Here is a 24,637-nt window from a genome sequence, read left to right as displayed (position 1 = left end):
ATCAGCCCGCCAGGACGTCGGTGACCGGCAGGCTCGAGTCGGCCGGCAGGTCGAGGGTCGAGGGGGTGCGGCCGCGGGCGACCATGGTCGAGCCGAGGGCCGCGACCATGGCGCCGTTGTCGGTGCACAGACCGGGACGCGGGACGCGGACCCGGATGCCGAGCTTGGTCGCCCGCTCCTCGGCGAGCGCGCGGAGCCGGGAGTTGGCGGCGACGCCACCACCGATCATCAGGTCCTCGATGCCCTCGGAGCTGGCGGCGTCGAGGGCCTTGCGGACCAGCACGTCGCACACGGCCTCCTGGAAGGAGGCCGCGACGTCGGCGACCGGCACCGGCTCGCCCGAGCGCTCGCGGGCCTCGACCCAGCGGGCGACGGCGGTCTTGAGGCCGGAGAAGGAGAAGTCGAAGCGGTGCCGCTCCAGGTCGCGGCGGGTGCTGAGGCCGCGCGGGAAGTCGATGGCGACCTGGTTGCCCTCGCGGGCCGCCCTGTCGATGTGGGGGCCACCGGGGAACGGCAGGCCGAGCAGCCGCGCGACCTTGTCGAAGGCCTCGCCGGCCGCATCGTCGATGGTGGCGCCCATCGGGTCCACGCCGCCGTCGTACCCGGTGATGTCGGTGACCTTGAGCAGGCTGGAGTGGCCGCCGGACACGAGCAGCGCGAGGCACGGCTCGGGCAACGGGCCGTGCTCGAGCTGGTCGACGGCGACGTGGGCCGCGAGGTGGTTGACACCGTAGATCGGCTTGCCGAGGGAGAGCGCGAGGGCCTTGGCGGACGCGACGCCCACGAGCAGCGCGCCGGCGAGGCCGGGGCCGTGGGTCACCGCGATCGCGTCGACGTCGGACAGCGCCACGCCCGCGGTGTCGCAGGCACGCTGGATGGTCGGGACCATCGCCTCGAGGTGGGCCCGGCTGGCGACCTCGGGTACGACACCCCCGAACCGGGCGTGCTCCTCGACGCTGCTCGCGACGGCGTCGGCGAGCAGGGTGTGGCCCCGGACGATGCCGACACCGGTCTCGTCGCACGAGGTCTCGATGCCGAGGACCAGGGGTTCGTCGTGGGTCGTCACGGGACCATTGTGACGGGTGAGCTCAGGACAGGTGCTGAGCGCCCGAGGTTCCTTGGCACGTGCCGCACTCCGGGCACGCACCTGGCTGCGTTGCCGTCGCTCGGTAGACAACCCGGTATGCCTTCGCTCCGGCGCCTTGCCATGCACGCACCCGGAGCACGGCAAGCACTCAAGGAACTCGAGCGCTCAGCACCAGTGCGTCGGTGCCGTCGCGGTAGTAGCGCGGGCGGCGGCCGAGCTCGGTGAACCCGTGCCGCTCGTAGAACAGCAGCGCCGCGAGGTTGTCCTCGCGGACCTCGAGCAGCAGCCGCTCGGCGCCGCCGTCGGCCGCAGCGGCACGGACGGCGGCGAGCAGTGCCGTGGCGACGCCGGTACGACGCAGCTCCTCGGGGACCGCGATCCGCTGCAGCTCGGCGTCGGCGTCGACCACGCTGACGACCGCGTAGCCGGCGAACCCGCCGTCGTCCTCGGCGACCACATAGGTGACGGTCGGCAGCGAGCCGCCGACGCCCTCGCCGACCAGGTTCTCCGACCAGGGGTCGAGGGGGAAGCTGTCGGCCTCGAGCGCGACGATCGCCGCGACGTCGGCGGCGACTGCGGGGCGGGTCGTGGTGCTCATCGTGCGGACGCCACCGCGTCGGGACGCCGGAGGTAGAGCGGTTCCGAGCCGAGGACCGTGAACCGGCCGGCGACCACGCCGCGGGCCAGCCAGGCGGCGTCGGGCCGCTCGGGACCGCGGGCGTCGGGGAACGCGTCGGGGTAGAGCCGGGCGCCCTCCCCGACCACCGGGCCGGTCGTGGCGAGCACGGCCGGCTTGTCGACGACCGGCTCGTCGAGGCGGGTCCCGCGGGCGTCGTACGACGCGAGGTAGACCTCCTTGCGCCGGGCGTCCGAGGCGACGACGAACGCGCCGGTGACGGCGCCGGTCTCGACGGCCTCGAGGGCGAGCGCGTCGAGCGAGCACACCCCGTGGACGGGTACGTCGAGCACGTGGGCCATGGTGCGGGCGGTGACCAGTCCGACCCGGAGCCCGGTGAACGGGCCGGGACCGACGCCGACGGCGATGCCGGTCAGGTCGGCCGGCTTCGCACCGGCCCGGGCCAGCGCCTGCTCGATGAGCGGGGCGAGCTGCTCACCGTGCTTCATGCCCTGGTCGGAGGTCGCCGCGGCGACGACGTCGGTCCCGTCGTGGAGCGCGACGGTGACCGTCGAGGAGGCGGTGTCGAAGGCGAGCAGCACTCTCCGAGGCTACCGCCCCGGGCCCTGCCCACTGCGCCACCTACTCCCAGGCCTTGACCCAGTCGACGAGCAGCGTGGACGTGTCGGGCATGCCCGCGGCGCGGGTGTTCCAGCCCAGGCCCCAGACCTGGGTGAGGACGACGTAGAACGGCTTGTCGAACGGCTGCGGTGCGGTCATCCCGGTCGGCGTCCAGGAGTGCGAGTAGCACAGGGTGCCGTCGTAGTAGAACCGCATGACGCTCGGCGTCCACTCGACCGCGTAGTCGTGGAAGGCCGTCGACGAGGTCGGCATCGTGCAGCTGTAGCCGGAGCTGAGGGCGGTGTTCTCGCCGGCGTAGTGCACCGACGGGTAGACGTTGGCGGGCAGGCCGGAGAACCACTCCGCGATGTCGACCTCGCCCGAGGCGGGCCAGCGGCCGTAGGCCTGGTCCTGCGGGTAGAGCCAGAACGCGGAGTGCGAACCGGCGATGCCGGCCTCGGCCGGCATCTTGATCCGCGCCTCGAAGCGGCCGTAGGCCTGGGTGAACATCGACCGGGTGGCGACGGTGGACACCTCGGCGTTGGTCATCCACGAGCCGTACGGGCTCTTGCAGAGGAACTGCTCGGGCAGGATCGTCGAGGTCAGCCGGAGCAGGCCGGAGGAGACGCCGACGGTGCGGTCGTTGTCGACGTAGCAGCCCTGGCTGCCGCCGTACATGCCGCTGATCCGGGTCTCCTGGACCATCCACTTGCTGCGGTCCAGCGTGGTGCCGTCGAAGTCGTCGCGGAAGGTGCAGGAGTAGTAGCCGCCCTCGGCCCGCTCGGGCCGGACGCCGCAGGTGTCGCTCGGTGCGGGCGGCTTCGGCTTGATCGCCTTGAGCGGGGACGTCGCGGCCGGGACGACCTTGCGGGTCCCGCTGACCTTGCCGCCGGCCACGACCCGGTAGGTGCGCGGCTGGTCGGGATAGGGGACGGAGATCCGGAAGGCGCCCTTGTGCGAGGCGCGGTCCTTGCCGACGGTGGTCCAGTACGACGGTCCGCGGGCCTGCAGCCTGACCACCTGGCGCGGCTTGGCGCGACCCTTGAACACGACGGCCTGCTGGCCTGCTCGCGACGTGACCCGATCCAGCGCCGGCCGGGCCTCGCCGGCTGAGGCCGGGCCCTCGACCAGTCCGATCGTGGCGACCACCAGCACGGCGACCAGGAGCATTCGTACACAACGCATCGTTCGTTCCCCCCAAGATCTCCCTCGGTCATCACCGTAGGAATCAGGGAGGGGTCGACGGATCGGGTGCGCGGCCCGACTCCGCTGCCCTCAATGGGCCATCGGTCCCGGGCGGGGGTCCCCGGAGGTAAAGGACGAAGTCCCGGGTCCGGTCAGCCGAGCGGTCGGAGGTCGACGTCGAGCCACCGGGTGCCGATGCCGTCGAGCTCGACGACACGCGGGTCGGCCTCGAGGTCGGTGGCGGTCGCCCCGGTGGCGCGGGTGATCCGCACCTCGAGCCGGGCGTCGGCCAGTCCCTCGGCGACCCCGGTCCCCCACTCCACGACCGTGACCGCCTCGTCGAGGTCGGTGTCGAGGTCGAGGTCGTCGAGCTCGGCCTGGCCGCCGAGGCGGTAGGCGTCGACGTGGACCAGCTCGGGACCGTCGCCGAGCGAGGGGTGCACCCGGGAGATGACGAAGGTCGGCGAGGTGATGCCGCCCCGCACGCCGAGCCCCTCGCCGAGTCCCTGGGTGAAGGTGGTCTTCCCGGCGCCGAGCTCGCCGCTGAGGACGAGCACGTCGCCGCCGGTGAGGTACGCCGCGATCCGGCGTCCGAGCTCGCGCATGTCGTCGGCGCCCGGCACGTCGACCACCACGGGCGCAGGCCGCGCCATCTGGACGTACGGCGCGTGGCGGCCGGTCTCGACGAAGCCCAGCTCACGCCAGAACCCGATCGTGCGCGGCAGCTCCTGGCGGGCCAGCAGCCGCACCCGACGGGCACCGGCGCGGGCGATGTCGAGCAGCGCGGCGCGGACCAGGCCGTGGGCGAGGCCGTGGCCCTGGGCGGCCGGGTCGACGCTGACGCGGCGCAGGTAGACGTCGTCGTCGACCGGGTCGAGGACCAGGGCGCCGACCGGGCGTCCGTCGTCGAGCGTCAGCAGCCCGCCGCTCGGGGTGAGCATCGCGGCGATGGAGTCCTCGGTCTCGGCCAGGGCGTCGGCCGGCGGGTCGAGGACCGGGCGGTCCGCGAACGCGGCCTTCACCACGGCCAGCACCTCCGCGGCGGCCTCGGGACCGACGCGCCTCGTCTCCAGCGTCATCGGGTCGCTGCCCTCGCGGACGCGGCGGTGATCAGCTGGTCGAGCTCGGCGTTGACCAGCTCGTGGCGCTCCATGGTGACCATGTGGCCCGCGCCCTCGCACTCGAGCAGCCGGGACCCCGGGATCCGCGACTGCAGCTTGCGGGCATGACCGATCGACGTCAGCCGGTCGTCGGTGCCGCAGATGACCGAGGTCGGCACGCGGCCGAGCACCTCGACGAAGTCGAACTTGTCGAGGCCGGCGAAGTGCGGGAAGAAGTCGGCGACCACCTCGAACGGGGTGGCGGCCAGCATCTCGTCGACGAACTCGACGTACCCGCTCGGCACGTCGCTGCCGAACGCGAACCGGTCGGTGGCCACGGTCGCGACAGCGCTGCCGGCGCGGCGCAGCGCGTCGATCGCGCGGTGGCCGAGGTGCAGGGTCCGGACGGCACTGCCCGTCAGCGGACCGGCCAGGCGGGCGGGCAGCATGGGCAGCAGGATCCGGCTCGGGTCGAGGCCCCCGGCGGTCGTGGAGATCAGGCCGACCCCGACCACGCGGGTGCCGATCAGCTCGGGGAACTGCTCGGCGAACGCGACGATCGACATCCCGCCCATCGAGTGCCCGACGAGCACGACGGGGCCCTCGGGGACGACCTCGTCGAGCACCCGGTGCAGGTCGCGGCCGAGCTGGTCGATGTTGGAGTGGGCACGGTCGGAGCTGCCGGAGCGGCCGTGGGAGCGCTGGTCGTAGTAGACGGTGCGGACCAGGCCGCGGTACGCCGCCCGCTGGAAGTGCCAGCAGTCGAGGTTGAGGCAGAAGCCGTGCACGAAGACCACGGTGACCGGAGGCGTCTCGTCCTTGGTACGGCGCAGCAGTCGCTCGACCGCCCCACCCGACGGCGCGACCGGCTCGACCTCGTCGACCTCGACGTGGAGCGGCAGGCCGTCGTCGGCGACCACGGTCACCGGCGTCGAGCGCAGCGACCCGAACGGGATGTCCTCGCCCGCCCGGCGGCTGATCGCCCGCTGCTGGCGCACGATGCCGACGGCCGCCGTCCCTGCGGCGACGCCGAGGGCGCCGGCGAGCGACCCGACCAGCCGTCCGCGGCGGCTCATCCCCGCACCCCGTCGGCCTCGGAATCCACGTACCTGCGGGACATCCGGCCCCCGATCCTGGTGACGATCTCGTAGTTGATGGTGCCGCAAGCCACGGCCCAGTCCTGCGCGGTCGGTCCCCCGGCGCCCGGTGGGCCGAACACGAGGACCTCGCTGCCGAGCTGCGGGCGGTCTCCCCCGAGGTCGACGACCACCTGGTCCATGCAGACCGTGCCGCGGATCGGTCGCACCTTGCCGTCGATGCCGACGCTCGCGGCCTGGTCCGGGGCGTCGGGCCGACCGGCGTTGCGCGGGATGCCCTCGCCGTACCCGACCGGGACCAGGCCGACCGTGGTCGGCTGCTCGGCGACCCAGCGCTGGCCGTAGGAGACGGCGTCGCCGGGGACGAGGTCCTTGACCGAGAGCAGAGGCGCGGTGACGGTCATCGCCGGGACCAGCCCGATGTCGGTCGCCTCCCCCGGCGCCGGGTCGAGGCCGTAGACCGCGATGCCGCAGCGGACCGCGTCGAAGCGGGACGAGGGTCGCAGGATGGCGGCGGCGGAGTTGGCGAGGTGGCGCAGCTCGGGGCGCAGTCCGTGATCGATGGCGAGCGCCAGCGCGTCGCCGAAGGCCTGCTCCTGGCGGTCGTTGGCGGGGTGGCCGGGCTCGTCGGAGCACGCGAAGTGCGACCAGACCCCGGTGATCCGCCAGGCGCCGGCCTCCTCACCGGCCCGGGCGCGGGCGAACACGTCGGCCCAGGCCGCGCGCGGCGCGCCGTTGCGGGACAGGCCGGTGTCGACCTTGAGCTGGACCCGCGCCGGCGTGGTGCGACCGGCGAAGGCGGCGGCCATGGCGTCGAGGTCGGCGACGCTGTGGGCGGTGAGGTCGATGCCGGCCCCGGCGGCCGCGGCGAGGTCGCTGTCGGGCCCGTTGATCCAGCACAGCACCGGTCCCTCGAGGCCGGCAGCCCGCAGGGCGAGCGCCTCCTCGACGGTCGCCGTCGCCAGCCACTCCGCGCCGCCCTGCTGCGCGGCCCGGGCGCAGGCGACCATGCCGTGCCCGTAGGCGTCGGCCTTCACGACTGCGATCAGGGGTACGCCGGCCGTGGCGCGCAGCAACCGCGCGTTGGCCCGGACCGCCGCCAGGTCGACGACGATCCCGGCCGGGCCGAGGGGCGGGCGCTCCATGGGTTCTATCGTCCCACCAACGTCCCGAGCACCACCGGCAGGGCGGTGGCCACGTCGCTCGCGACGATGGGGCCGCCCTGGGCGGCCAGCGTGGCGGCAGCGCCGTGCAGCCAGGAACCGGCCGACGCGGCGTCGAACGGGCCGAGGCCGGCCGCGAGCAGCGCGCCGATCAGGCCGCCGAGGACGTCGCCGGCACCGGCCGTCGCCAACCAGGGGGTGCCGGTGGTCGTGACCCGGACCCGTCCGTCGGGGCGTGCGACGACGGTGTGCCGGCCCTTGAGCAGCACGACGGCGTCGTACCGGCGGGCGGCGAGCCGGGCGTGCTCGAGCATCCGCGCCTCGACCTCGGCGCGCTCGACGTCGAGCAGCCGGGCCAGCTCGCCGGCGTGGGGCGTGAGGACGGCCGGGCGGCTGCGGGCCAGGCCGGCGAAGGCGAGGGCGTCGGCGTCGATCAGGAGCGGGACGTCGTCGGCCACGGAGCGGCGGACGGCGTCCTCGGCTCCTGAGTCGCTGCCGGAGCCGACCACCCAGGCCTGCACCCGGCCCGGCCCGACGACCTCGGGGTGCGCAGCGCGGACCTGGTCGAGCGCGGCCAGGTCGCCGTCGTACCGGACCATGCCGGCGAGCCCGCAGGCAGCGCCGGAGACGCTGAGCACGGCGGCGCCGGGATAGGTGGCGGAGCCGGCGCGGACGCCGACGACGCCGCGGGTGTACTTGTGGGCGTCAGCCGCGGGTCGCGGGAGCAGCGCGGCCACGTCGGCGGCCTGCAGCGCCTCGACCTGCGCCTCGGGCAGGTCGAGGCCGATGTCGACGAGGTGGACCGCGCCGCACGCCCGGGCGGCCGGGTCGACGAGGTGGCAGGGCTTGTGGGTGCCGAAGGTGACGGTCAGGTCGGCGACGACGTGAGGCCCGTCGATCTCGCCGGTGTCGACGTCGACCCCGGAGGGAGTGTCGACGGCCACGACCGGGGTCCCCGCCACGTGGGCGAGGGCGGCGACCGCCTCCGGGCGCAGGCCGGGGCGACCGCCGATGCCGACGATCCCGTCGACGACCACGTCGAACCGGCCCGGCCCCGGGGTGCCGAGACGTCCACCGGCCGCCCGCAGCGCGGCGACCCCGCCCTCGTGGGCGCTGGCGGACAGCAGCCATGCCTCCACCTGGACCCCACGCCGGGCGAGCAGCGCGCCGGCGTACAGCGCGTCGCCGCCGTTGTCGCCGGACCCGACGAGGAGCAGCACCCGACGGCCGTAGGCGGTACCGAGGAGGTCGAGCACGGCGTACCCCAGGCCGGCGGCGGCGCGCTGCATCAGCGCGCCCTCGGGCAGCCGGGCGAGCAGGTCGGCCTCGGCGGCCCGGACCTGCTCGACGGTGTGGGCGCGGAGCATGACCTACGACTCCAGGACCACGACGGCCGACGCGATGCCGCCGTCGTGGGTGAGCGAGAGGTGCACCGAGGTGACGCCGAGCGCGTCGGCCTCGGCGAGCACGGTGCCGCGGATGACGAACCGCGGCCGCCCGGAGTCCTCCGAGACCACCTCGGCGTCGTGCCACGACATCCCGCGCGGGGCGCCGAGCGCCTTGGCCAGCGCCTCCTTGGCCGCGAACCGGGCGGCCAGGGAGCGGATGTGGAGGCCGCGCTCCGCCTCGGTGAACAGCTTGGTCACCAGGGCGGGGGTACGGCGGCAGGACTCCTCGAAGCGGGCGATCTCGCACACGTCGATGCCGACGCCGACGACGGGCATCAGGTCGCCCCCGTCACTCGACCGTGACGGACTTGGCGAGGTTGCGCGGCTGGTCGACGTCGTGGCCGAGCACCGTGGCCAGCTCGCAGGCGAACAGCTGCAACGGGACGATCGAGACGAGCGGCTGCAGCAGCACGGGCACCTTGGGCAGGCGGATCAACGCGTCGGCGTACGGCTCGATGGAGTGGTCGCCCTCCTCGGCCAGGCAGATCGTGCGGGCGCCGCGGGCGCGTACCTCCTGGATGCCGCTGAGCATCTTGCCGTGGAGGTGGTCGCGCCCCTTGGGGGGTACGACGCACAGCACCGGCAATCCGTCCTCGACGAGCGCGATCGGGCCGTGCTTGAGCTCGCCGGCGGCGAAGCCCTCGGCGTGGAGGTAGGCCAGCTCCTTGAGCTTGAGCGCGCCCTCCAGCGCGACCGGGTAGCCCGCGTGGCGGCCGAGGAAGAGGACCGAGCGGGTGGTCGCGTGGTCGGCGGCGAGCGCGTAGACCTGCTCGGCGGTGCCGAGGACGGTCTCGATGTGGTCGGGCATCGCCTCGAGGTGACGCATGATCTCGTCGATCTCGTCGCCGAACCGGGTGCCCTTGACCTGCGCGATGTAGAGCGCGAGCAGGTAGCAGGCGACCAGCTGGGTCAAGAACCCCTTGGTCGAGGCGACTCCGATCTCCGGACCGGCGTGGGTGTAGATCACCGCGTCGGACTCGCGCGGGATCGAGGAGCCGTTGGTGTTGCAGATCGCCAGCACCTTCGCGCGCTGCGAGCGGGCGTGGCGGATCGCCTGCAGGGTGTCGGCGGTCTCGCCGGACTGGCTGATCGCGACGATCAGCGTCGTGGAGTCGATGATCGGGTCGCGGTAGCGGAACTCCGAGGCGAGCTCGACCTCGACCGGGGTGCGGGTCCAGTGCTCGATGGCGTACTTCGCGACCATGCCGGCGTAGAACGACGTCCCGCAGGCGATGATGATGATCTTGTCGACGTCGCGCAGCTCCTCGTCGGCCAGCCGCATCTCGTCGAGCTGCAGCTGCCCGGACGGCGTACGACGGCCGATCAGGGAGTCGGCCACGGCCCGCGGCTGCTCGAAGATCTCCTTGCGCATGAACCAGTCGTGGCCGTCCTTCTCGGCCGACGACAGGTCCCAGTCGACGTGGAAGCGGCGCGCCTCGACCGGGCGGCCCCAGAAGTCGGTGACCTCGACGGCGTCGCGGGTCATCACGACGATCTGGTCCTGGCCGAGCTCGAGCGCCTCGCGGGTGTGCTCGATGAAGGCGGCGACGTCGGAGCCGAGGAAGTTCTCGCCCTCGCCCAGCCCGACGACGAGCGGGGAGTTGCGACGGGCGGCGACGACCTTGCCGGGCTCCTCGGCGTCGATCGCGACCAGCGTGAACGCGCCGTCGAGGGTCTGGCACACCCGCTGCATCGCGGTGGTCAGGTCCTCGCCGGACTGGACCTGCAGCTCGAGGAGCTGGGCGACGATCTCGGTGTCGGTGTCGGAGAGCAGCTCGTGGTCGTCGGCCTCGAGCCGGGCGCGGAGGTCGAGGAAGTTCTCGATGATGCCGTTGTGCACCAGTGCCACGCGGCGGGCGGGGCCGGTGTGAGGATGCGCGTTGACGTCGTTGGGCGGGCCGTGGGTGGCCCACCGGGTGTGCCCGATGCCGACCTCGGCGACCGGCATCGGCTGCTCACCGAGCACCTTCTCGAGGTTGGCGAGCTTGCCGGCCCGCTTCTCGACCGTCAGCGTGCCCTGGCTCACGACGGCGACGCCCGCGGAGTCGTAGCCGCGGTACTCGAGCCTGCGGAGACCGTCGATGACGGTTTCCTGGGCCGACTGAGGCCCGACGTATCCGACGATCCCGCACATGATCGGCCAGTCTACGGGTCCGGATCGGGGACGCGCCGGACCCGCCTCCGAGCCCGGCTGGAACAATCGGCGCCATGACGACGGGCACCCCGGCGGACACCCACCACGGCGAGGAGTCGTCGCGGGAGGCTTCGCCGTACGTCGAGCTGGACCGCGCGACCTGGGCCGACCTGGCCCACGAGTGGCACCAGCAGGGCAGCCCGCTGACCAGCGAGGAGGTCGTCCGGCTGCGCGGCATGGGCGACTCGCTGGACCTCGACGAGATCCGCGACGTCTACCTGCCGCTCTCCCGGCTGCTGTCGCTGCGCGTCAACGCCGCGACCCGGCTGCACCACGAGCAGGAGCAGTTCCTGCACCGTCGTACTCCCCCGCGCACGCCGTTCGTGATCGGCCTCGCCGGCTCCGTGGCGGTCGGGAAGTCGACGGCCGCGCGCGTGCTGCAGCAGATGCTCGCCCGCTGGCCGGAGCACCCCAACGTCGCGCTGGTGACCACCGACGGCTTCCTCTACCCCAACGCCGAGCTCGAGGCGCGCGGCCTGCTCCAGCGCAAGGGCTTCCCGGAGTCCTACGACCGCCGCAAGCTGCTCAAGTTCGTCATCGACATCAAGTCCGGCAAGGACGAGGTCGAGGCGCCGGTCTACTCCCACCTGGTCTACGACGTCGTCCCCGACGAGAAGGTCGTCGTGAAGCGGCCCGACATCGTCATCGTCGAGGGCCTCAACGTCCTGCAGCCCGCTCGCACCCGCGAGGACGGCCGCACCGGCCTGGGCCTGTCGGACTTCTTCGACTTCTCCATCTTCGTCGACGCCAACACCAACCACATCCGGGAGTGGTACGTCGACCGGTTCCTCCGCCTGCGCGAGACCGCCTTCCGCGACCCCAACTCCTACTTCGCCCGGTACGCGGCGCTCAGCCACGACTCCGCCGTCGACGAGGCGCGCCGGATCTGGGACTCGATCAACGGGCCCAACCTGACCGAGAACGTGCTGCCCACCCGGTCCCGCGCGACGCTGGTGCTGCGCAAGGCCGCGGACCACGCGGTGCAGTACGTGCGGCTCAGGAAGATCTGACCTCGCCGAGCGAGAACTCCCGTTCGACGAGGACGCCGTCCGCACCGCGGACCGTCACACGCGCGTCGGTGGCGTCGTTCGCCAGGGGGAACCCGCCCGGGCAACGGCGGTCCGGGCAGAGCCCGGCGTAGTCGGTCGGCGTCTCGTGCTGGCCGACCTCGAGGCTGCCCTTGCCATCGATCGTGCCGTCGTAGCGCGCGACCTCGGAGGCGTACTTCCCGTTGATCCCGAGCCGCACCTCGACCGTGGCCGAGGCGTCCGGCGCCAGCCCGTTCACGTGGACGTTGAACCATGCGCAGTCCACCGTGCTCGTCCTCCCGTCGACGGTCTTCGGATAGCTGCAGGCCGCCTCGGGCACCACCGACATGGTCAGCCGCGGCTCGGAGGGCCTCGACGGCGACGGCTCGTCCCGCCCCAGCAACCACCATGCCCCGGCACCGAGCCCGGCGACCACGACGACGGCAGCCACCAGCAACGGCAGCACCCGCCGGCGTACCGGTTCGGGCTCGGGCGGGAGCGCCGGCGTCGTCGTCACGGTGGCCGGCGCGGTCGAGACCGGCGTCCCGGCCGCGATCCACGCCCGCAGCGCCTCGGCGGCCTCGCTGGCTGTCGGGTACCGGTCCTCGGGCGCCTTGGCCATGCACCGCGCGACGATCGCGTCGAGGCCCTCGACGCGATCGAGGTCGGCCGGGAGGTGCGGCACCGGGTCGTTGATGTGGGCGTTCGCGGCCTGGAAGCTGGTGCCGTCGTACGGCGGCCGGCCGGTCAGCAGGTTGTAGAGCAGGCAGCCGAGGGCGTAGACGTCGGTGGCCGCGGTCGCCACGTGCCCGAGGTGCCGCTCGGGCGCCATGAACGGCGGGCTGCCCGGGACGCCGCCGGTGACGGTGAGCCCGCCGTCCTCGGCGGTGGCGATGCCGAAGTCGGCGAGGACCGGGAGCAGCTGCTCACCGCGCCGCCACAGCAGCACGTTGCCGGGCTTCACGTCGCGGTGGACCACGCCGGCAGCGTGCGCATCGGCGAGGCCCTCCGCAACCGCTGCGGCGACCTCCGCCGCGAGCCGGGGCGGCATCGGGCCGTGCTGCTCGAGCCAGGCGACCAGGTCCCCGTCGGCGTGGAAGTCGGTCACCAGGTAGAACTGCCCGTCGCTGCTGCCGTAGTCGAAGACCACGACGATGTGCGGCGATCGGACCCGCGCGAGGATCGCGGCCTCGCGCTCGAACCGGCGCACGAACTCCTCGTCGGCGAGCTCCCGGCGGATCACCTTCACCGCGACCGTGCGACCGAGCACCCGGTCGCGGGCGCGGTAGACGACACCCATGCCGCCGCTGCCGACGATCTCGAGCAGCTCGTAGCGGTCCGCGATCACACCGAACATCACCGGCACCTCACCGGCCCACCTGGAACCGGCAGGCCACGGCAGCCCGCTGCACGCGGCCCGGGTAGAAGGGGCCGATCAGGTCCAGCGGGTCGACCGGCGGCGCGGTCCCGGGGGACGGGGCGGACGGGGCGGTCGTCGTGGTCTCCGCGGCCCGCACGTTGCGCACCACCGTCGGCGCGGGTGCCGGTGCAGGCGCACGGACGCTCACCCGGACGGCCTGCCGCGACATGGCGGTGGTCAGTGTGCCCTTGCCGCGGACCTGGACGGCGTACACCCAGCGCCCGGCCCGCTTCGGCCGGTGCACGACACGGAACCGCCCCTGCTTGTCGGTGCGCACGTGGACCTTCGTGCGAGCCAGGATCCCGCTGCTGCCGGTGACGCGGACGGCGTACAGGTCGACGGTACGACGCCCCTTCGGCCGCACCCGGCCCTCGATGACGAACGGCCGGCCGGCGATCGCCGCGCGGCTGCGCTTTCGGAAGCTGACCGCGGGCGTCGCGACCACGCGGAACGACCCGGTCGACTCGGGCTGGCCGTTGGCGCCCGTGGCGACGACCGCCACCCACCCGGTGCCGGTCACCGGGATCGGGACCTGCGTGACGCCCGGCCCCGCGACACCGGTGAGCACCGGTGCTCCCGCGTCCGGGGCGTTCTCCGTGGTGGAGAAGTAGAGCGCGTAGCGGCCGGCCTGCAGCAGCCGGACCTGCTCCCGAGCGACGAAGGGGTACGACGGCTGGCTGACCGCGCAGCCCTCGCGGGCCCCGACCAGCGGGTCGACCAGGCGCACGAAGTCGACGGCCGAGGGGCGCAGGCTCCACAGCCCGTTCGGATCGGCCGTGACGACCTCGAGCTGGGAGCGCCCGCCGGAACCGCGGCGTCCCACGATGCAGGCCGTGACCCCGGCCGGGAGTGCGCCGCCGGCCCCGCACAGCGGGATCCGCTGCTGCAGCCCGGGGCGGGACCGGAAGACCGTCAGCTCGGCAGCCGGCCGCGGGTCCTGCAGCTCGAGGTAGAGCGTGCTCGGCACGGCCGGTGCTTCGATCGTCACGGCGGGCTGGAGGTCGCCGGCCTGGGTGAGGGTCGCGCCTTCCTGGAGCACGACGCCCGAGACCGCCTGCTGCGGCGAGAGCACCGCGATCTGGGGGTCCTCCGCGCTCGTGGCGGGCAGGCACGGCCGAGCGGCGTCGCCTGCTGGGCCGGAGTCGCCGCAGGACGCCGTACCGAGGCGGGCGCCGGCGCGCAGGTCGCCGGTGATCGGTGCGGTGCCCGCGATGCTGAGTCCGCCGCTGCGCACGTCGACCTTCCCGGTGCCCGTGTAGTCGACGTTCAGGGCGCTGGCCCCGCTGCCGGCCGACTTGAGCACGGTCCCGTCGTTCGTGAGCTCGGCGAGGTCGGTGGCCGGCTGGCCGTTGGGCTTGCCCTCGAACACGCTGGCGTCCCCGGCGAGCTCGAGCACGCCTCCGGAGCCGACCGTGATCGCGGTGTCCCGGTCGGCGGCGACGTACCCCGTTCCCGAGACGAGCAGCCGACCGCCCGACCGGACGTCGACGGAGTAGCCGTCGGACAGGTTCACTCCCCGTCCGGCGACCTCGAGGACACCACCGGACGCGACCCGCAGCTGACCGGTCGTGGTCACCGGGCACGCGTCGATCGCCTGACCAGCCGGGAAGTCGGCGCAGTGGTCGTTGTCGAGGGTGCCGACCCCGAACCCAGCCTCGCCCCACACCACCCGCCCCTCGACATCGAGCCGACCGGGACCGCCCAGGGTGCTGCCGCGGAGGCTGACGGTGGCGTCCGCGTGGATCGTCGAGGTGTGGGTGCCCGCGGCGCCGTAGACCATCACCCGGGCGCCGGTCGCCACGAGTGTCGCGTTGGAGACCTCGAGCGCCTGCACGTGCACGTGGGAGCTGTCGTCGAGAGCGATCGTGACCGGCGACGCCGGCGCGACGCAGACGAAGCCGCGCAGGCTGTCGTCGGTCGTGGGATCGGCGCCGAAGTAGGTCGGCGCGCGGTGCCCGGTCTGGGCACCGGTGAGGGTCCAATTTCCCGCGTCGTTCCACGCACCGCTGCCGCCCGTCCAGGTGAACCGCACCTGACCGGGGCCCGGCGCGTCGCAGCCGGTCGCCGCAGCAGCCGGGCTCGCGGCCCCCAGCACTGCCAGCAGGCTCCCGACCAGGACACCTCCGGTCGCCAGGGCAAGTGCCCGCAGTCTCGTCATGCCCATCCCCCACGAGGTCATCCCGAGACCGGGAGTCAGCCTAGTGGCGCGGACGGCCCCTGTTCAGGCGATGGCGAGACCCAGGGCGGCGGGGACGCTCAGAGCGCCAGGCGCTCCCGTACGACGTCCGCCAGCCGCTGCGCAACCCCGTCGGCCTGCTCGGCGGTGGGCGCCTCGACCATCACCCGGACGAGCGGCTCGGTGCCGGAGGGGCGCAGCAGGACCCGGCCGGTCGTGCCGAGCTCGGCCTCGGCGCCGGCCACGGCCTCGAGCAGCGCCGGGTCGTCGGTGCGGGTGCGGTCGACACCGGCGACGTTGACGAGGACCTGCGGGAGGCGGGTCATCACGCCGGCGAGCTCGCGAAGCGAACGACCGGTGGTGGCCATCCGGCGGGCGACGTGGAGCGCGGTGAGGATGCCGTCGCCGGTGGTGGCGTGCTCGCGCATGATGACGTGGCCGGACTGCTCGCCGCCGAGGCTGAACCCGCCGCGGCGCATCTCGTCGAGGACGTAGCGGTCGCCGACGGCGGTCTGCACGACCGTGACGCCGGCCTGCTCCATCGCCTGGAGCAGACCGAGGTTGCTCATCACGGTGGCGACCAGGGTGTCGTCGACCAGGCCGCCGGACTCGCGCAGCGCCAGGGCGAGGATGCCCATGATCTGGTCGCCGTCGATGACCTCACCGGTGTGGTCGACGGCAAGGCAGCGGTCGGCGTCGCCGTCGACCGCGAAGCCGGCATCGGCGCCGTGCTCGAGCACGGCCTTGCGCAGCGGCTCGAGGTGGGTGGAGCCGCAGCCGTCGTTGATGTTGAGACCGTCGGGCGAGGCGCCGATGGTGACGACCTCGGCACCGGCAGCGCTGAGCGCACGGGGGCCGACCTCGCTGGCAGCGCCGTGGGCGCAGTCGAGGACCAGCTTGAGCCCGGCGAGCGGCTTGCCCATGGGTGCGTCGAGGGTGCGGACCAGGTGGTCGACGTACTCCTTGACGGTGGGTCCGTACGGCGTCACGCGGCCCACGGACGCGCCGGTCGGGCGGTCCCAGTCCTGGCCGAGGAGGGCCTCGATCTCGCGCTCGAGGGCGTCGTCGAGCTTCACGCCGCCGCGGGCGAGGAACTTGATGCCGTTGTCGGGCATCGGGTTGTGGGAGGCGCTGATGACGACGCCGACGTCGGCGCCGAGCGCGTCGGTGAAGTAGGCGACGCCCGGCGTCGGCAGCACCCGCAGGCGCAGCACGTCGACCCCGGCGGACGCGAGGCCCGCGACGACGGCGTGCTCGAGGAACTGCCCGGAGATCCGGGTGTCACGACCGACCACGGCGAGCGGGCGGGGGCGGCTGTAGCCGCCGTGCTCGACCAGCACCCGGGCCGCGGCACTGCCGAGGTCGACGGCCAGCTCGGCGGTCAGCTTGTCGTTGGCCAGTCCACGGACGCCGTCGGTCCCGAAGATGCGCGGCACGTGCTCCCCCTGCGGATGTTCGGTGGAAATTCGGTTCGAAAATGGCGACAGGGCCACGGACCGCGGCTGCGGTGCGTGGCCCTGTCGTGAGATCTCCGGGAAGATCAGCGCTTCGAGTACTGCGGGGCCTTACGGGCCTTCTTGAGACCGGCCTTCTTGCGCTCGGTCGCACGGGCGTCGCGGGTCAGCAGACCGGCCTTCTTCAGGGTCGGGCGGTACGCGTCGAGGTCGATCCCGTTGAGCGAGCGGGCCACGCCGAGACGCAGCGCGCCGGCCTGACCGGTGATGCCGCCGCCGTGGATGCGGGCGATCACGTCGAAGCGACCCTCCAGGCCGAGAGCCGCGAACGGCTCGTTGACGACCTGCTGGTGCAGCTTGTTGGGGAAGTAGTCGTCGATGGTCCGGCCGTTGATGGTCCAGTTGCCGGTGCCGGGGACGATCCGCACGCGGGCCACGGCCTCCTTGCGGCGACCGGTGGCGGCGCCGGGGGCGACGGTGACGGGGCGGTCGTCGGCGATGGCCGACGGGGAGGTCTCGCTGGTGTAGGCGACACCCTGCTCGTCGGTCTCGAAGGTCTCCTCGACCTCGGTGGTGTTCTCAGTCACGATGAAAGTCCTCAGTCCGATCAGATCTGTCGAGAAGTCACTGGGAGATCTGGGTGATCTCGTAGGGAACGGCCTTCTGGGCCTGGTGCGGGTGAGCCGGGCCGCTGTAGACCTTCAGCTTCTTGATCATCTGCCGGCCGAGGCGGTTCTTCGGCAGCATGCCCCACACGGCCTTCTCGACGGCCTTGCGCGCGTCCTTGTCGATGACCTCGCCGATCGGGGTCGCGGTCAGACCACCCGGGAAGCCCGAGTGGCGGTAGACCATCTTGTCGGCACGCTTGTTGCCGGACAGGGCGACCTTGTCGGCGTTGACGATGACGACGAAGTCACCGGTGTCGGCGTTCGGAGCGAAGATCGCCTTGTGCTTGCCGCGCAGCAGGTTGGCGGCGGTGACAGCCAGGCGACCGAGGACGACGTCGGTCGCGTCGATCACGAGCCAGGCGCGCTCGACGTCGCCGGGCTTCGGAGCGTAGGTGCGCATGATGCGTACCCTTCCTTGCTAGTTCGTTGCCCGTACGACGGTCGCCGCCCGGGTTGCCGTCACGGTCCGCGGGGGCCGCTCGGGCGACGTCTCCTGACGAACTCAGCCCGGCCCACGCACGCTCGTCTCTCGACGATCCATGAGCGATCCGGATCTGCCCCGACGGCCGGCCCGGAGGGCGGCGTACGAAGCGGCAGAAGACGCGACCTGCAAGGCTACGTGCCCTCGTCACCGAGGGGCAAATCCCGGGCTCCGGAACCACGCTTCGGGACACCGCCTTTTGGCACAGTGACGGTGGCGACTAGGTTGCAAGGGTGACTGACTCTCTCACCGTACGCGACAACCGCACCGGCGCGGAGTTCGAGATCCCGATCACCGACGGCACCATCAAGGCCTCGGACCTCGGGCAGATCAAGCTCAACGACGACGAGCCCGGCCTCGCGACCTACGACCCCGGCTTCGTGAACACGGCCTCCTGCCGCAGCGCCATCACCTTCATCGACGGCGACAAGGGCATCCTCGAGTACCGCGGGTACCCGATCGAGCAGCTCGCGGAGAAGTCGAACTTCCTCGAGGTGGCCTATCTCCTCATCCACGGCGACCTGCCCTCCAGGGAGCAGTACGACGCGTGGGTGCACGAGATCACCTACCACACGTTCGTGCATGAGAACGTGAAGGGCTTCATGGAGGGCTTCCGCTACGACGCGCACCCGATGGGGATGCTGATGGCGTCGGTGGGGGCCCTCTCGACGTTCTACCCGGAGTCCGCCCGCATCGAGGACCCGGAGAACCGACACATCCAGATCGTCCGGATGATCGCCAAGATGCCGACCCTCGGCGCCTGGGCCTTCCGCCACGCGCAGGGCAAGCCCTACGTCTACCCGGACAACGAGCTCTCGTACGCCGAGAACTTCCTCTCGATGCTCTTCAAGATGAGCGAGTCGAAGTACGCCGGCGACCCGCGCATCGTGAAGGCCCTCGACGTGCTCTTCATCCTGCACGCCGACCACGAGCAGAACTGCTCGACCAACGCGGTCCGCTCGGTCGGCTCCTCGCAGGTCGACCCGTACTCGGCCGTGGCCGCCGGCATCGGCGCCCTCTTCGGCCCGCTGCACGGTGGCGCCAACGAGGCGGTGCTGCGGATGCTGCGCCGGATCGGCACCAAGGACAACATCCCCGCCTTCATCGAGGGCGTGAAGAACGGCGAAGAGCGCCTGATGGGCTTCGGCCACCGGGTCTACAAGAACTACGACCCGCGCGCCAAGATCATCAAGAAGGCGTGCGACGACGTCTTCGAGGTCACCGGGGTCAACCCGCTCCTCGAGGTCGCCCAGGAGCTGGAGAAGATCGCGCTCGAGGACGAGTACTTCGTCAAGCGGCGCCTCTACCCCAACGTCGACTTCTACTCGGGCCTGATCTACGAGGCGCTCGAGTTCCCGCCCGAGATGTTCACGGTCCTGTTCGCGATCGGCCGCACGCCCGGCTGGCTCGCGCAGTGGCTGGAGCTGACCGGCGACAAGGAGCAGAAGATCGCTCGCCCCAAGCAGATCTACACCGGCGACCGCGGCCTGACCTTCGTTCCCGCCGAGGAGCGCTGGGCCTGATCACGCCCCCACGGCCGAGCTTGCGAGGCCGTGGACCAGGGCGGGAGGTTGAGGAGCGTCGGCTCGGTCCGAGCCTGCGAGGACCGAGCGACGCGTCTCGAAACCCAGCCCGGTTGCGTACGACGGTCGGACACGCGACCCCGGTCACCTGGTGACCGGGGTCGTTCGCATTTCGGGCCGCTCAGCCCTGCGGGTACGGCGGCAGCGCGACGTCGTACAACCACGGCCGCAGCACCGCCGCGACATCAGCACCGGTGTGCGCGGACGCGAACCCGAGGAAGTCCTCGGTGGTGACCGACTCCCCCGCGCGGGACGAGGCCCAGTCGCGCAGGACGGCGAAGAAGGCGTCGTCGCCGACGGCGACGCGCAGGGCGTGCAGGGTGAGGGCGCCGCGCTTGTAGACGCGGTCGTCGAACATCAGCTCCGGGCCGGGGTCGGCCAGCAGCAGGTCCTGCGGCAGGTCGGTGAGGCGCTCGTGGTGGTGGCGGGCCCACTCGTCGCAGGTACGCGGGCCGTCGCTCTCCTCGGACCACAGCCACTCGGCGTAGCAGGCGAAGCCCTCGTGCAGCCAGATGTCCTGCCAGCGGCGCAGGGTGACGGCGTTGCCGTACCACTGGTGGGCGAGCTCGTGGGCGATCAGCCGCACGTGGGACCAGTCCGGGGTGCAGAAGTTGCGGCCGAAGGTGGACAGGCTCTGGCTCTCGAGGGGGATCTCGAGGTCGTCGTCGGTGATGACGGCGGCGTAGGCGTCATAGGGGTAGGGCCCGAAGACGCGCTCGAAGAAGGCGAGCATGGCGGGCTGCTGGTCGAACGAGTCGACGAGGTCGGCGTCGGGCGGCCCGATGGTGCGGGTGCGGGCGTCGTGCTCGGTGGTCGTGTAGCGGCCGATCTGGACGGTCGCGAGGTAGGTCGCCATCGGCCGGTCCATCACCCAGGTCCAGCGCTCGCCGCTCGCACGGCGCTGGTGGGCGGCGAGGGTGCCGTTGGCGACCACGGTGTAGCCGGCGGGCGCGGCGAGGGCGATCCGGTACGTCGCCTTGTCGTCGGGCCGGTCGTTGCAGGGGAACCAGGTGGGGGCGCCGTGCGGCTGGGCCGCGACGATCACGCCGTCCTCGAGCTCCTCCCAGCCGGCATCGCCCTGGTACATGTCGATGACCGGCTTCGGCGATCCGCCGTAGACGACGGTCAGCCTCAGCTCCGCGCCGGCCGCGACCGGGCGGTCGAGCTGGAGGATCAACCGGTCGTCGCGGGCCGACCACTTCTTGATCGGGGCGCCCTCGATCCGCAGCTTCGACACCCGCAGGTGCGCGAGGTCGAGCACCAGGCGCGCGGTCTGCTCGCGCACGACGAGGTCGAGCACCGCGGTCCCGGTGAGACGGTTGCCGTCGGGGACGTAGGCGAGGTCGAGGTCGTAGTGCCGCACGGCGTACGACGGGTCGCCGTGGCCGGGCAGGTACGGGTCAGCGGTGGGCAGCAGCGGCACGGGGCAGGACTCTCAGTCGGTCCACGGACCGATGGGGTTGCCGATCCAGCGCGTCTTGTCCGGCACGGACTCCCCCCTCATCACCAACGACACCGGCCCGACCGTAGCGTGCTTCCCCAAGGACGCGGCAGGCAGCACCACCGAGTTGGGGCCGACGGTGGCGCCGCGGTGCACCCGGACGGTGTCGGTCGCGAGCAGCCGGTCGTGGAAGAGGTGGGTCTGCACGACGCTGCCCTGGTTGACGGTCGCGCCGTCCCCGAGCTCGACGAGGTCAGGCTCGGGCAACCAGTACGACTCGCACCACACGCCGCGGCCGACCTTCGCGCCCATCGCCCGGAACCACAGGGCGATCAGCGGCGAGCCCGTCGCGAGGCCGGCGAACCACGGGGTCGCGACCACCTCGACGAAGGTGTCGGCCAGCTCGTTGCGCCACACGAACGAGCTCCACAGCGGGTGGGAGCCGGCGCGGACCCGGCCGACCAGCAGCCACTTCGCAACGACGGCGACGACCCCGGCGACGAGGCCGGCCGCCCACAGCAGCAACGGTACGACGAGCAGGTCGGCGACCGCGCCCTGGCGGTCCCACACGGCGAGGGTGCCCAGCACCACCGCGAGGTGCAGGGCCACGGCGAGCGTCACGGGCAGCAGCCGGGCGATCTCCCAGCAGGCGCGGGCGAGCTTGAGCCGGGTCGGCGGCGCGTAGGTGCGCTCGTCGGCGGAGCCCTGGGCGGCGCGGCGCAGCGGTGCGGGCGGGCTGCCGAGCCACGACTCGCCGGCCTTGACCGTCCCGCGGGCGGGGGCAGCCGAGAGGACCGCGACGAGGGAGCGCTTCGGCACCTTGCGGCCGGGTGCCGCCATCGCGGAGTTGCCGACGAAGGCGCGCTTGCCGACCTTGACCCGCTCGGCGCGCAGCCAGCCGCCGCCGAGCTCGTAGCCGCCGATCAGCGTGTCGTCGGCGAGGAACGCCTGGTCGCTGACGCTCACCAGCGACGGGATCATCAGCGCGGTCGAGGCCTCGACGTCCTTGCCGATCCTCGCGCCGAGCAGTCGCAGCCAGCCGGGCGTGAGCTGCGAGCTGTAGAGCGGGAACAGCCAGGTCCGGGCCTCGTCGAGCACCCGGATCGTCGACCAGACGCACAGGGCCGGGCGGCTCTGCAGCGGGTGCGCGCCGGCCTTCACGCCGAGCGCGAGCAGCCGGACCACGCCGAGGATCAGGGCGGCGAGCACGACGAAGCCGGCCAGCACGGCGGGCGCCAGCCAGGGTGCGAGCGTTGCGGCCGCGTCCCGGGCACTGGTGGTGCTGCCGAGGTCGGCCAAGAGCACGACCGGCACCGCCACGACCAGCACCGCGATCGCGGGCAGGCAGGACAGCAGGCCGGCCACGGTGCCGTACGCGATCGCCCAGGTGCGCAGCGAGCGGCGCGACGCCGGCGGGCGCTCGGCCCACGGGCCGCGGGCGGCGGAGCTCATCCGGACCGCCGGGGCGCCGGACCAGAACTCGCCGGTCGGCACCTCGCCGAACACGGCCGAGCCGGGCGCCACCTCGGCGCCGTCCCCGACCACCGCGCCCGGGCAGAGCATCGACCGGGTGCCGACCCGGGCCTGGCGCCCGACCCGGATGCCGCCGACGTGGAGGGTGTCGCCGTCGATCCAGTAGCCGGTCAGGTCGACCTCCGGCTCGATCGAGGCACCCTTGCCGACGGTCAGGTGGCCGGTGACCGGCGGCAGCGAGTGGAGGTCGGCGCCGCGGGCGACCTTGGCGCCGAGGAGGCGCGCGTACCACGTGATGTACGGCGCCCCGGCGAGCCGCGTCGCACCGAGCTCGTCGGCCAGCCGCTCGGCGGTCCAGATCCGCAGGTGCACCCTGCCGCCGCGTGGATACGCGCCCGGCTGCACGCCGGCGAGCACCGCCTGCGCGAGCTTGGCGGCCACGAACATCCGTCCCGGCGGGCTGACGAACACGACGAGCAGCAGGGCGAGCACCCACCACGGAACGACGGGCAGCCACGCGACGTCGAGGACGTCGTGGCCGAGCCGCGCGAGGGTCAGGATCCCCGCGATCCAGCGCGGTGCCGCGAGCGCGCGCAGGACCGGGATCGCGAGCACCTGGCCGACCTGGGTCTTGCGCGGGATCGGCTTCACCTTGCGGCTCTGCTCGGCCAGCACGGACGGCTCGAGCCCGTCGAGGAAGCCGGCCAGGCCGTCGACGGTCGGGTTCTCGTACAGGTCGGCGACCGTCAGGTCGGCATGGTCGGCGCGCAGCAGGGTGACCACCTGGGCGGCGGTCAGGCTGCCGCCGCCGAGGTCGAAGAAGTCGGACTTCGGGCCGTCGGGCGCGGCGCCGATCACCTTCTGCCAGACCTCGGCGATCCGGGCCGAGGTGCCGTGCAGGCCGGCGTCCGCGGGGTCGGCGGTGGCGAGCGGCCAGGGCAGCGCGTCGCGGTCGACCTTGCCGGAGGTGCGGGTCGGGATGTCGTCGACGACCGCGAGCCGGGGCACCAGCGCGGCCGGCATGGTGGCCCGCAGGTGCGCGGTGGCCGCAGCACCGTCGTACTCGCTGGTGGTGGTGATGTAGCCGACGAGGAGCTGGTTGCCCGTGCTGGTGCGGCGTACGGCGGCCGCCGCCGCGCTCACGCCGGGCAGCGCGAGCAGCGCGGAGTCGATCTCGCCGAGCTCGATCCGGCGACCGCCGACCTTGACCTGGTCGTCGGCGCGGCCCGCGAAGAGCAGGCCGGCGTGGTCGTTGACGACGATGTCGCCGCTGCGGTAGGCGCGCTCCCAGCCGAGTGTCGGCATGGGGGCGTACTTCTCGGCGTCCTTGGCGGGATCGAGGTAGCGGGCCAGCCCGACGCCACCGATGATCAGCTCACCGCGCTCGCCCTCCCCCACGGGCTCGCCGGTCGCCGGGTCGACGACCACCAGGTCCCAGCCGGCCAGCGGGAGGCCGATCCGGATCGGACCCTCGGCGTCGACGAGCGCACCGCACGCGACGACGGTCGCCTCGGTGGGCCCGTAGGTGTTCCAGACCTCGCGACCGGGCCTGACCAGGCGGGCGGCCACCTCGGGCGGCAGCGCCTCGCCACCGAGGATCAGCAGCCGGACCCGTTCCAGCGCGTCGTCGGGCCACAGGCTGACCAGGGTCGGCACGGTGGAGACGACGGTGACGTCGTTCGCGGTCAGCCAGGGTCCGACGTCGACGCCACTGCGCACCAGCGCGCGAGGCGCGGGGACCAGGCAGGCGCCGTACCGCCAGGCCAGCCACATCTCCTCGCAGCTCGCGTCGAAGGCGACACTGAGCCCGGCCATCACCCGGTCGACCGGGCCGACCGGCGCGTCCTGCAGGAACATCAGCGACTCGGCGTCGACGAAGGCCGCGGCGTTGCGGTGCGTGACCGCGACGCCCTTGGGCGTGCCGGTCGAGCCGGAGGTGAAGATCACCCACGCGTCGTCGTCGGGCGTGGGGTCGCGCCTGTCCTGCGCTGCCGCGTCGCGCCGGGACTCGATGACCAGGCTGGCGCCGATCAGCGCGGCGACCTGCGCCTCGCCGAACACCAGCCGGGCGCGCTCCTCGGGGTCGTCGGCATCGACGGGCACGTAGGCCGCGCCGGCGAACAGGATCCCCATGATCGCGACGTACAGGTCGGTCGTGCCCGACGGCAGCCGTACGCCGACCTTGTCCCCCGGGCCGATCCCGAGCTCGGCGAGCTCGACGGCCACGATCTCGGCCGCCTCCGCGAACTCGGCGTAGGTGACGGTGTCGTTGCCGCTGTCGAGCGCCATGGCGTCGGGGTGGTCGGCCGCCGTACGACGGAACACGTCGACGAGCGTGCGCGGCGCGGGTGCCTCGGCGCCGCGGAGCAGGGGGTTCACCTCTCGATCCTCGTCGATGGAGG

The 24,637-nt window shown here is 73.0% G+C and carries 19 protein-coding genes; 2 read left to right on the top strand and 17 right to left on the bottom strand.

Annotated features, from left to right (window positions below; all coding sequences use genetic code 11):
• Nucleotide 1: 1 nt before the first annotated feature.
• The 10 genes from tsaD to glmS form a co-directional block, all read right to left on the bottom strand.
• On the bottom strand, nucleotides 2-1,066 hold the full coding sequence (gene tsaD / locus ACZYRU_RS22920; protein WP_488959413.1) for a tRNA (adenosine(37)-N6)-threonylcarbamoyltransferase complex transferase subunit TsaD: 1,065 nt from the start codon (nucleotides 1,064-1,066) through the stop codon (nucleotides 2-4).
• 169 nt (nucleotides 1,067-1,235) lie between these two features.
• Entirely contained in the window at nucleotides 1,236-1,685 is a 450-nt protein-coding gene (gene rimI / locus ACZYRU_RS22915; RefSeq protein WP_488959412.1) for a ribosomal protein S18-alanine N-acetyltransferase, read from the bottom strand.
• Complete coding sequence (tsaB, locus tag ACZYRU_RS22910) at nucleotides 1,682-2,305, bottom strand: tRNA (adenosine(37)-N6)-threonylcarbamoyltransferase complex dimerization subunit type 1 TsaB (protein ID WP_488959411.1); 624 nt, start codon at nucleotides 2,303-2,305, stop codon at nucleotides 1,682-1,684. The genes rimI and tsaB overlap by 4 nt, the downstream gene beginning before the upstream one ends.
• 40 nt (nucleotides 2,306-2,345) lie before the next feature.
• Nucleotides 2,346-3,509 carry a glycoside hydrolase family 16 protein gene (locus ACZYRU_RS22905; protein ID WP_488959410.1) on the bottom strand — a complete coding sequence of 388 codons (1,164 nt, stop codon included), beginning with the start codon at nucleotides 3,507-3,509 and terminating at the stop codon, nucleotides 2,346-2,348.
• Between the two features lie 152 nt (nucleotides 3,510-3,661).
• The gene (gene tsaE / locus ACZYRU_RS22900; RefSeq protein WP_488959409.1) at nucleotides 3,662-4,588 is read right to left on the bottom strand and encodes a tRNA (adenosine(37)-N6)-threonylcarbamoyltransferase complex ATPase subunit type 1 TsaE; all 927 of its coding nucleotides are present in this window, start codon (nucleotides 4,586-4,588) and stop codon (nucleotides 3,662-3,664) included.
• Nucleotides 4,585-5,685, bottom strand: a complete 1,101-nt coding sequence (locus tag ACZYRU_RS22895; protein WP_488959408.1) for an alpha/beta fold hydrolase — start codon at nucleotides 5,683-5,685, stop codon at nucleotides 4,585-4,587. The genes tsaE and ACZYRU_RS22895 overlap by 4 nt, the downstream gene beginning before the upstream one ends.
• The gene (gene alr / locus ACZYRU_RS22890) at nucleotides 5,682-6,851 is read right to left on the bottom strand and encodes an alanine racemase (RefSeq protein WP_488959407.1); all 1,170 of its coding nucleotides are present in this window, start codon (nucleotides 6,849-6,851) and stop codon (nucleotides 5,682-5,684) included. Before alr ends, ACZYRU_RS22895 begins: the two co-directional genes overlap by 4 nt.
• Before the next feature lie 5 nt (nucleotides 6,852-6,856).
• Complete coding sequence (locus ACZYRU_RS22885) at nucleotides 6,857-8,236, bottom strand: NAD(P)H-hydrate dehydratase (RefSeq protein ID WP_488959406.1); 1,380 nt, start codon at nucleotides 8,234-8,236, stop codon at nucleotides 6,857-6,859.
• A 3-nt stretch (nucleotides 8,237-8,239) separates the two neighbouring features.
• Nucleotides 8,240-8,593, bottom strand: coding sequence for a holo-ACP synthase (locus tag ACZYRU_RS22880; protein WP_488959405.1), 354 nt, complete (start codon nucleotides 8,591-8,593; stop codon nucleotides 8,240-8,242).
• A 13-nt stretch (nucleotides 8,594-8,606) separates the two neighbouring features.
• The gene (gene glmS / locus ACZYRU_RS22875) at nucleotides 8,607-10,451 is read right to left on the bottom strand and encodes a glutamine--fructose-6-phosphate transaminase (isomerizing) (protein WP_488959404.1); all 1,845 of its coding nucleotides are present in this window, start codon (nucleotides 10,449-10,451) and stop codon (nucleotides 8,607-8,609) included.
• Between the two features lie 74 nt (nucleotides 10,452-10,525).
• Between glmS and coaA the strand changes: the two genes are divergently transcribed.
• Complete coding sequence (coaA, locus tag ACZYRU_RS22870; RefSeq protein ID WP_488959403.1) at nucleotides 10,526-11,521, top strand: type I pantothenate kinase; 996 nt, start codon at nucleotides 10,526-10,528, stop codon at nucleotides 11,519-11,521.
• Here the strand turns inward: coaA and ACZYRU_RS22865 are convergent.
• The 5 genes from ACZYRU_RS22865 to rplM form a co-directional block, all read right to left on the bottom strand.
• Nucleotides 11,508-12,896, bottom strand: coding sequence for a serine/threonine-protein kinase (locus ACZYRU_RS22865; protein WP_488959402.1), 1,389 nt, complete (start codon nucleotides 12,894-12,896; stop codon nucleotides 11,508-11,510). The two genes, coaA and ACZYRU_RS22865, sit on opposite strands and share 14 nt — an antisense overlap.
• Nucleotides 12,897-12,906: 10 nt before the next feature.
• A complete protein-coding gene (locus tag ACZYRU_RS22860) occupies nucleotides 12,907-15,117 on the bottom strand; it encodes a hypothetical protein (protein WP_488959401.1) in 2,211 nt (736 codons plus the stop codon).
• A gap of 98 nt (nucleotides 15,118-15,215) precedes the next feature.
• Complete coding sequence (gene glmM / locus ACZYRU_RS22855; protein ID WP_488959400.1) at nucleotides 15,216-16,571, bottom strand: phosphoglucosamine mutase; 1,356 nt, start codon at nucleotides 16,569-16,571, stop codon at nucleotides 15,216-15,218.
• 104 nt (nucleotides 16,572-16,675) lie between these two features.
• Entirely contained in the window at nucleotides 16,676-17,191 is a 516-nt protein-coding gene (rpsI, locus tag ACZYRU_RS22850) for a 30S ribosomal protein S9 (RefSeq protein ID WP_488959700.1), read from the bottom strand.
• Between the two features lie 22 nt (nucleotides 17,192-17,213).
• Nucleotides 17,214-17,657 carry a 50S ribosomal protein L13 gene (gene rplM, locus ACZYRU_RS22845; protein ID WP_488959399.1) on the bottom strand — a complete coding sequence of 148 codons (444 nt, stop codon included), beginning with the start codon at nucleotides 17,655-17,657 and terminating at the stop codon, nucleotides 17,214-17,216.
• 314 nt (nucleotides 17,658-17,971) lie between these two features.
• On the opposite strand from rplM, the gene ACZYRU_RS22840 reads away from it, so the two are divergent.
• Nucleotides 17,972-19,261: a citrate synthase gene (locus ACZYRU_RS22840; protein WP_488959398.1), complete on the top strand. Its 1,290-nt coding sequence runs from the start codon at nucleotides 17,972-17,974 to the stop codon at nucleotides 19,259-19,261.
• A 181-nt stretch (nucleotides 19,262-19,442) separates the two neighbouring features.
• Here the strand turns inward: ACZYRU_RS22840 and ACZYRU_RS22835 are convergent, their stop codons facing one another.
• Together ACZYRU_RS22835 and ACZYRU_RS22830 are read right to left on the bottom strand one after the other, a co-directional pair.
• Nucleotides 19,443-20,744 carry a M1 family metallopeptidase gene (locus tag ACZYRU_RS22835; RefSeq protein WP_488959397.1) on the bottom strand — a complete coding sequence of 434 codons (1,302 nt, stop codon included), beginning with the start codon at nucleotides 20,742-20,744 and terminating at the stop codon, nucleotides 19,443-19,445.
• A 12-nt stretch (nucleotides 20,745-20,756) separates the two neighbouring features.
• On the bottom strand, nucleotides 20,757-24,614 hold the full coding sequence (locus ACZYRU_RS22830; protein ID WP_488959396.1) for a Pls/PosA family non-ribosomal peptide synthetase: 3,858 nt from the start codon (nucleotides 24,612-24,614) through the stop codon (nucleotides 20,757-20,759).
• Between the last annotated feature and the right edge of the window lie 23 nt (nucleotides 24,615-24,637).

This window comes from Nocardioides sp. F233, assembly GCF_057813895.1.
This window is presented reverse-complemented; position numbering and strand designations above follow the sequence as displayed.

What these genes read in the sequence shown, in the direction of transcription:
- ACZYRU_RS22885 (WP_488959406.1), bottom strand. Translation starts at nt 8,236, where the DNA reads ATGCTCCGCGCCCACACCGTCGAGCAGGTCCGGGCCGCCGAGGCCGAC.
- rimI (WP_488959412.1), bottom strand. Translation starts at nt 1,685, where the DNA reads ATGAGCACCACGACCCGCCCCGCAGTCGCCGCCGACGTCGCGGCGATC.
- ACZYRU_RS22860 (WP_488959401.1), bottom strand. Translation starts at nt 15,117, where the DNA reads ATGACGAGACTGCGGGCACTTGCCCTGGCGACCGGAGGTGTCCTGGTC.
- rplM (WP_488959399.1), bottom strand. Translation starts at nt 17,657, where the DNA reads ATGCGCACCTACGCTCCGAAGCCCGGCGACGTCGAGCGCGCCTGGCTC.
- coaA (WP_488959403.1), top strand. Translation starts at nt 10,526, where the DNA reads ATGACGACGGGCACCCCGGCGGACACCCACCACGGCGAGGAGTCGTCG.
- ACZYRU_RS22895 (WP_488959408.1), bottom strand. Translation starts at nt 5,685, where the DNA reads ATGAGCCGCCGCGGACGGCTGGTCGGGTCGCTCGCCGGCGCCCTCGGC.
- glmS (WP_488959404.1), bottom strand. Translation starts at nt 10,451, where the DNA reads ATGTGCGGGATCGTCGGATACGTCGGGCCTCAGTCGGCCCAGGAAACC.
- ACZYRU_RS22880 (WP_488959405.1), bottom strand. Translation starts at nt 8,593, where the DNA reads ATGCCCGTCGTCGGCGTCGGCATCGACGTGTGCGAGATCGCCCGCTTC.
- tsaE (WP_488959409.1), bottom strand. Translation starts at nt 4,588, where the DNA reads ATGACGCTGGAGACGAGGCGCGTCGGTCCCGAGGCCGCCGCGGAGGTG.
- alr (WP_488959407.1), bottom strand. Translation starts at nt 6,851, where the DNA reads ATGGAGCGCCCGCCCCTCGGCCCGGCCGGGATCGTCGTCGACCTGGCG.
- ACZYRU_RS22865 (WP_488959402.1), bottom strand. Translation starts at nt 12,896, where the DNA reads ATGTTCGGTGTGATCGCGGACCGCTACGAGCTGCTCGAGATCGTCGGC.
- ACZYRU_RS22905 (WP_488959410.1), bottom strand. Translation starts at nt 3,509, where the DNA reads ATGCGTTGTGTACGAATGCTCCTGGTCGCCGTGCTGGTGGTCGCCACG.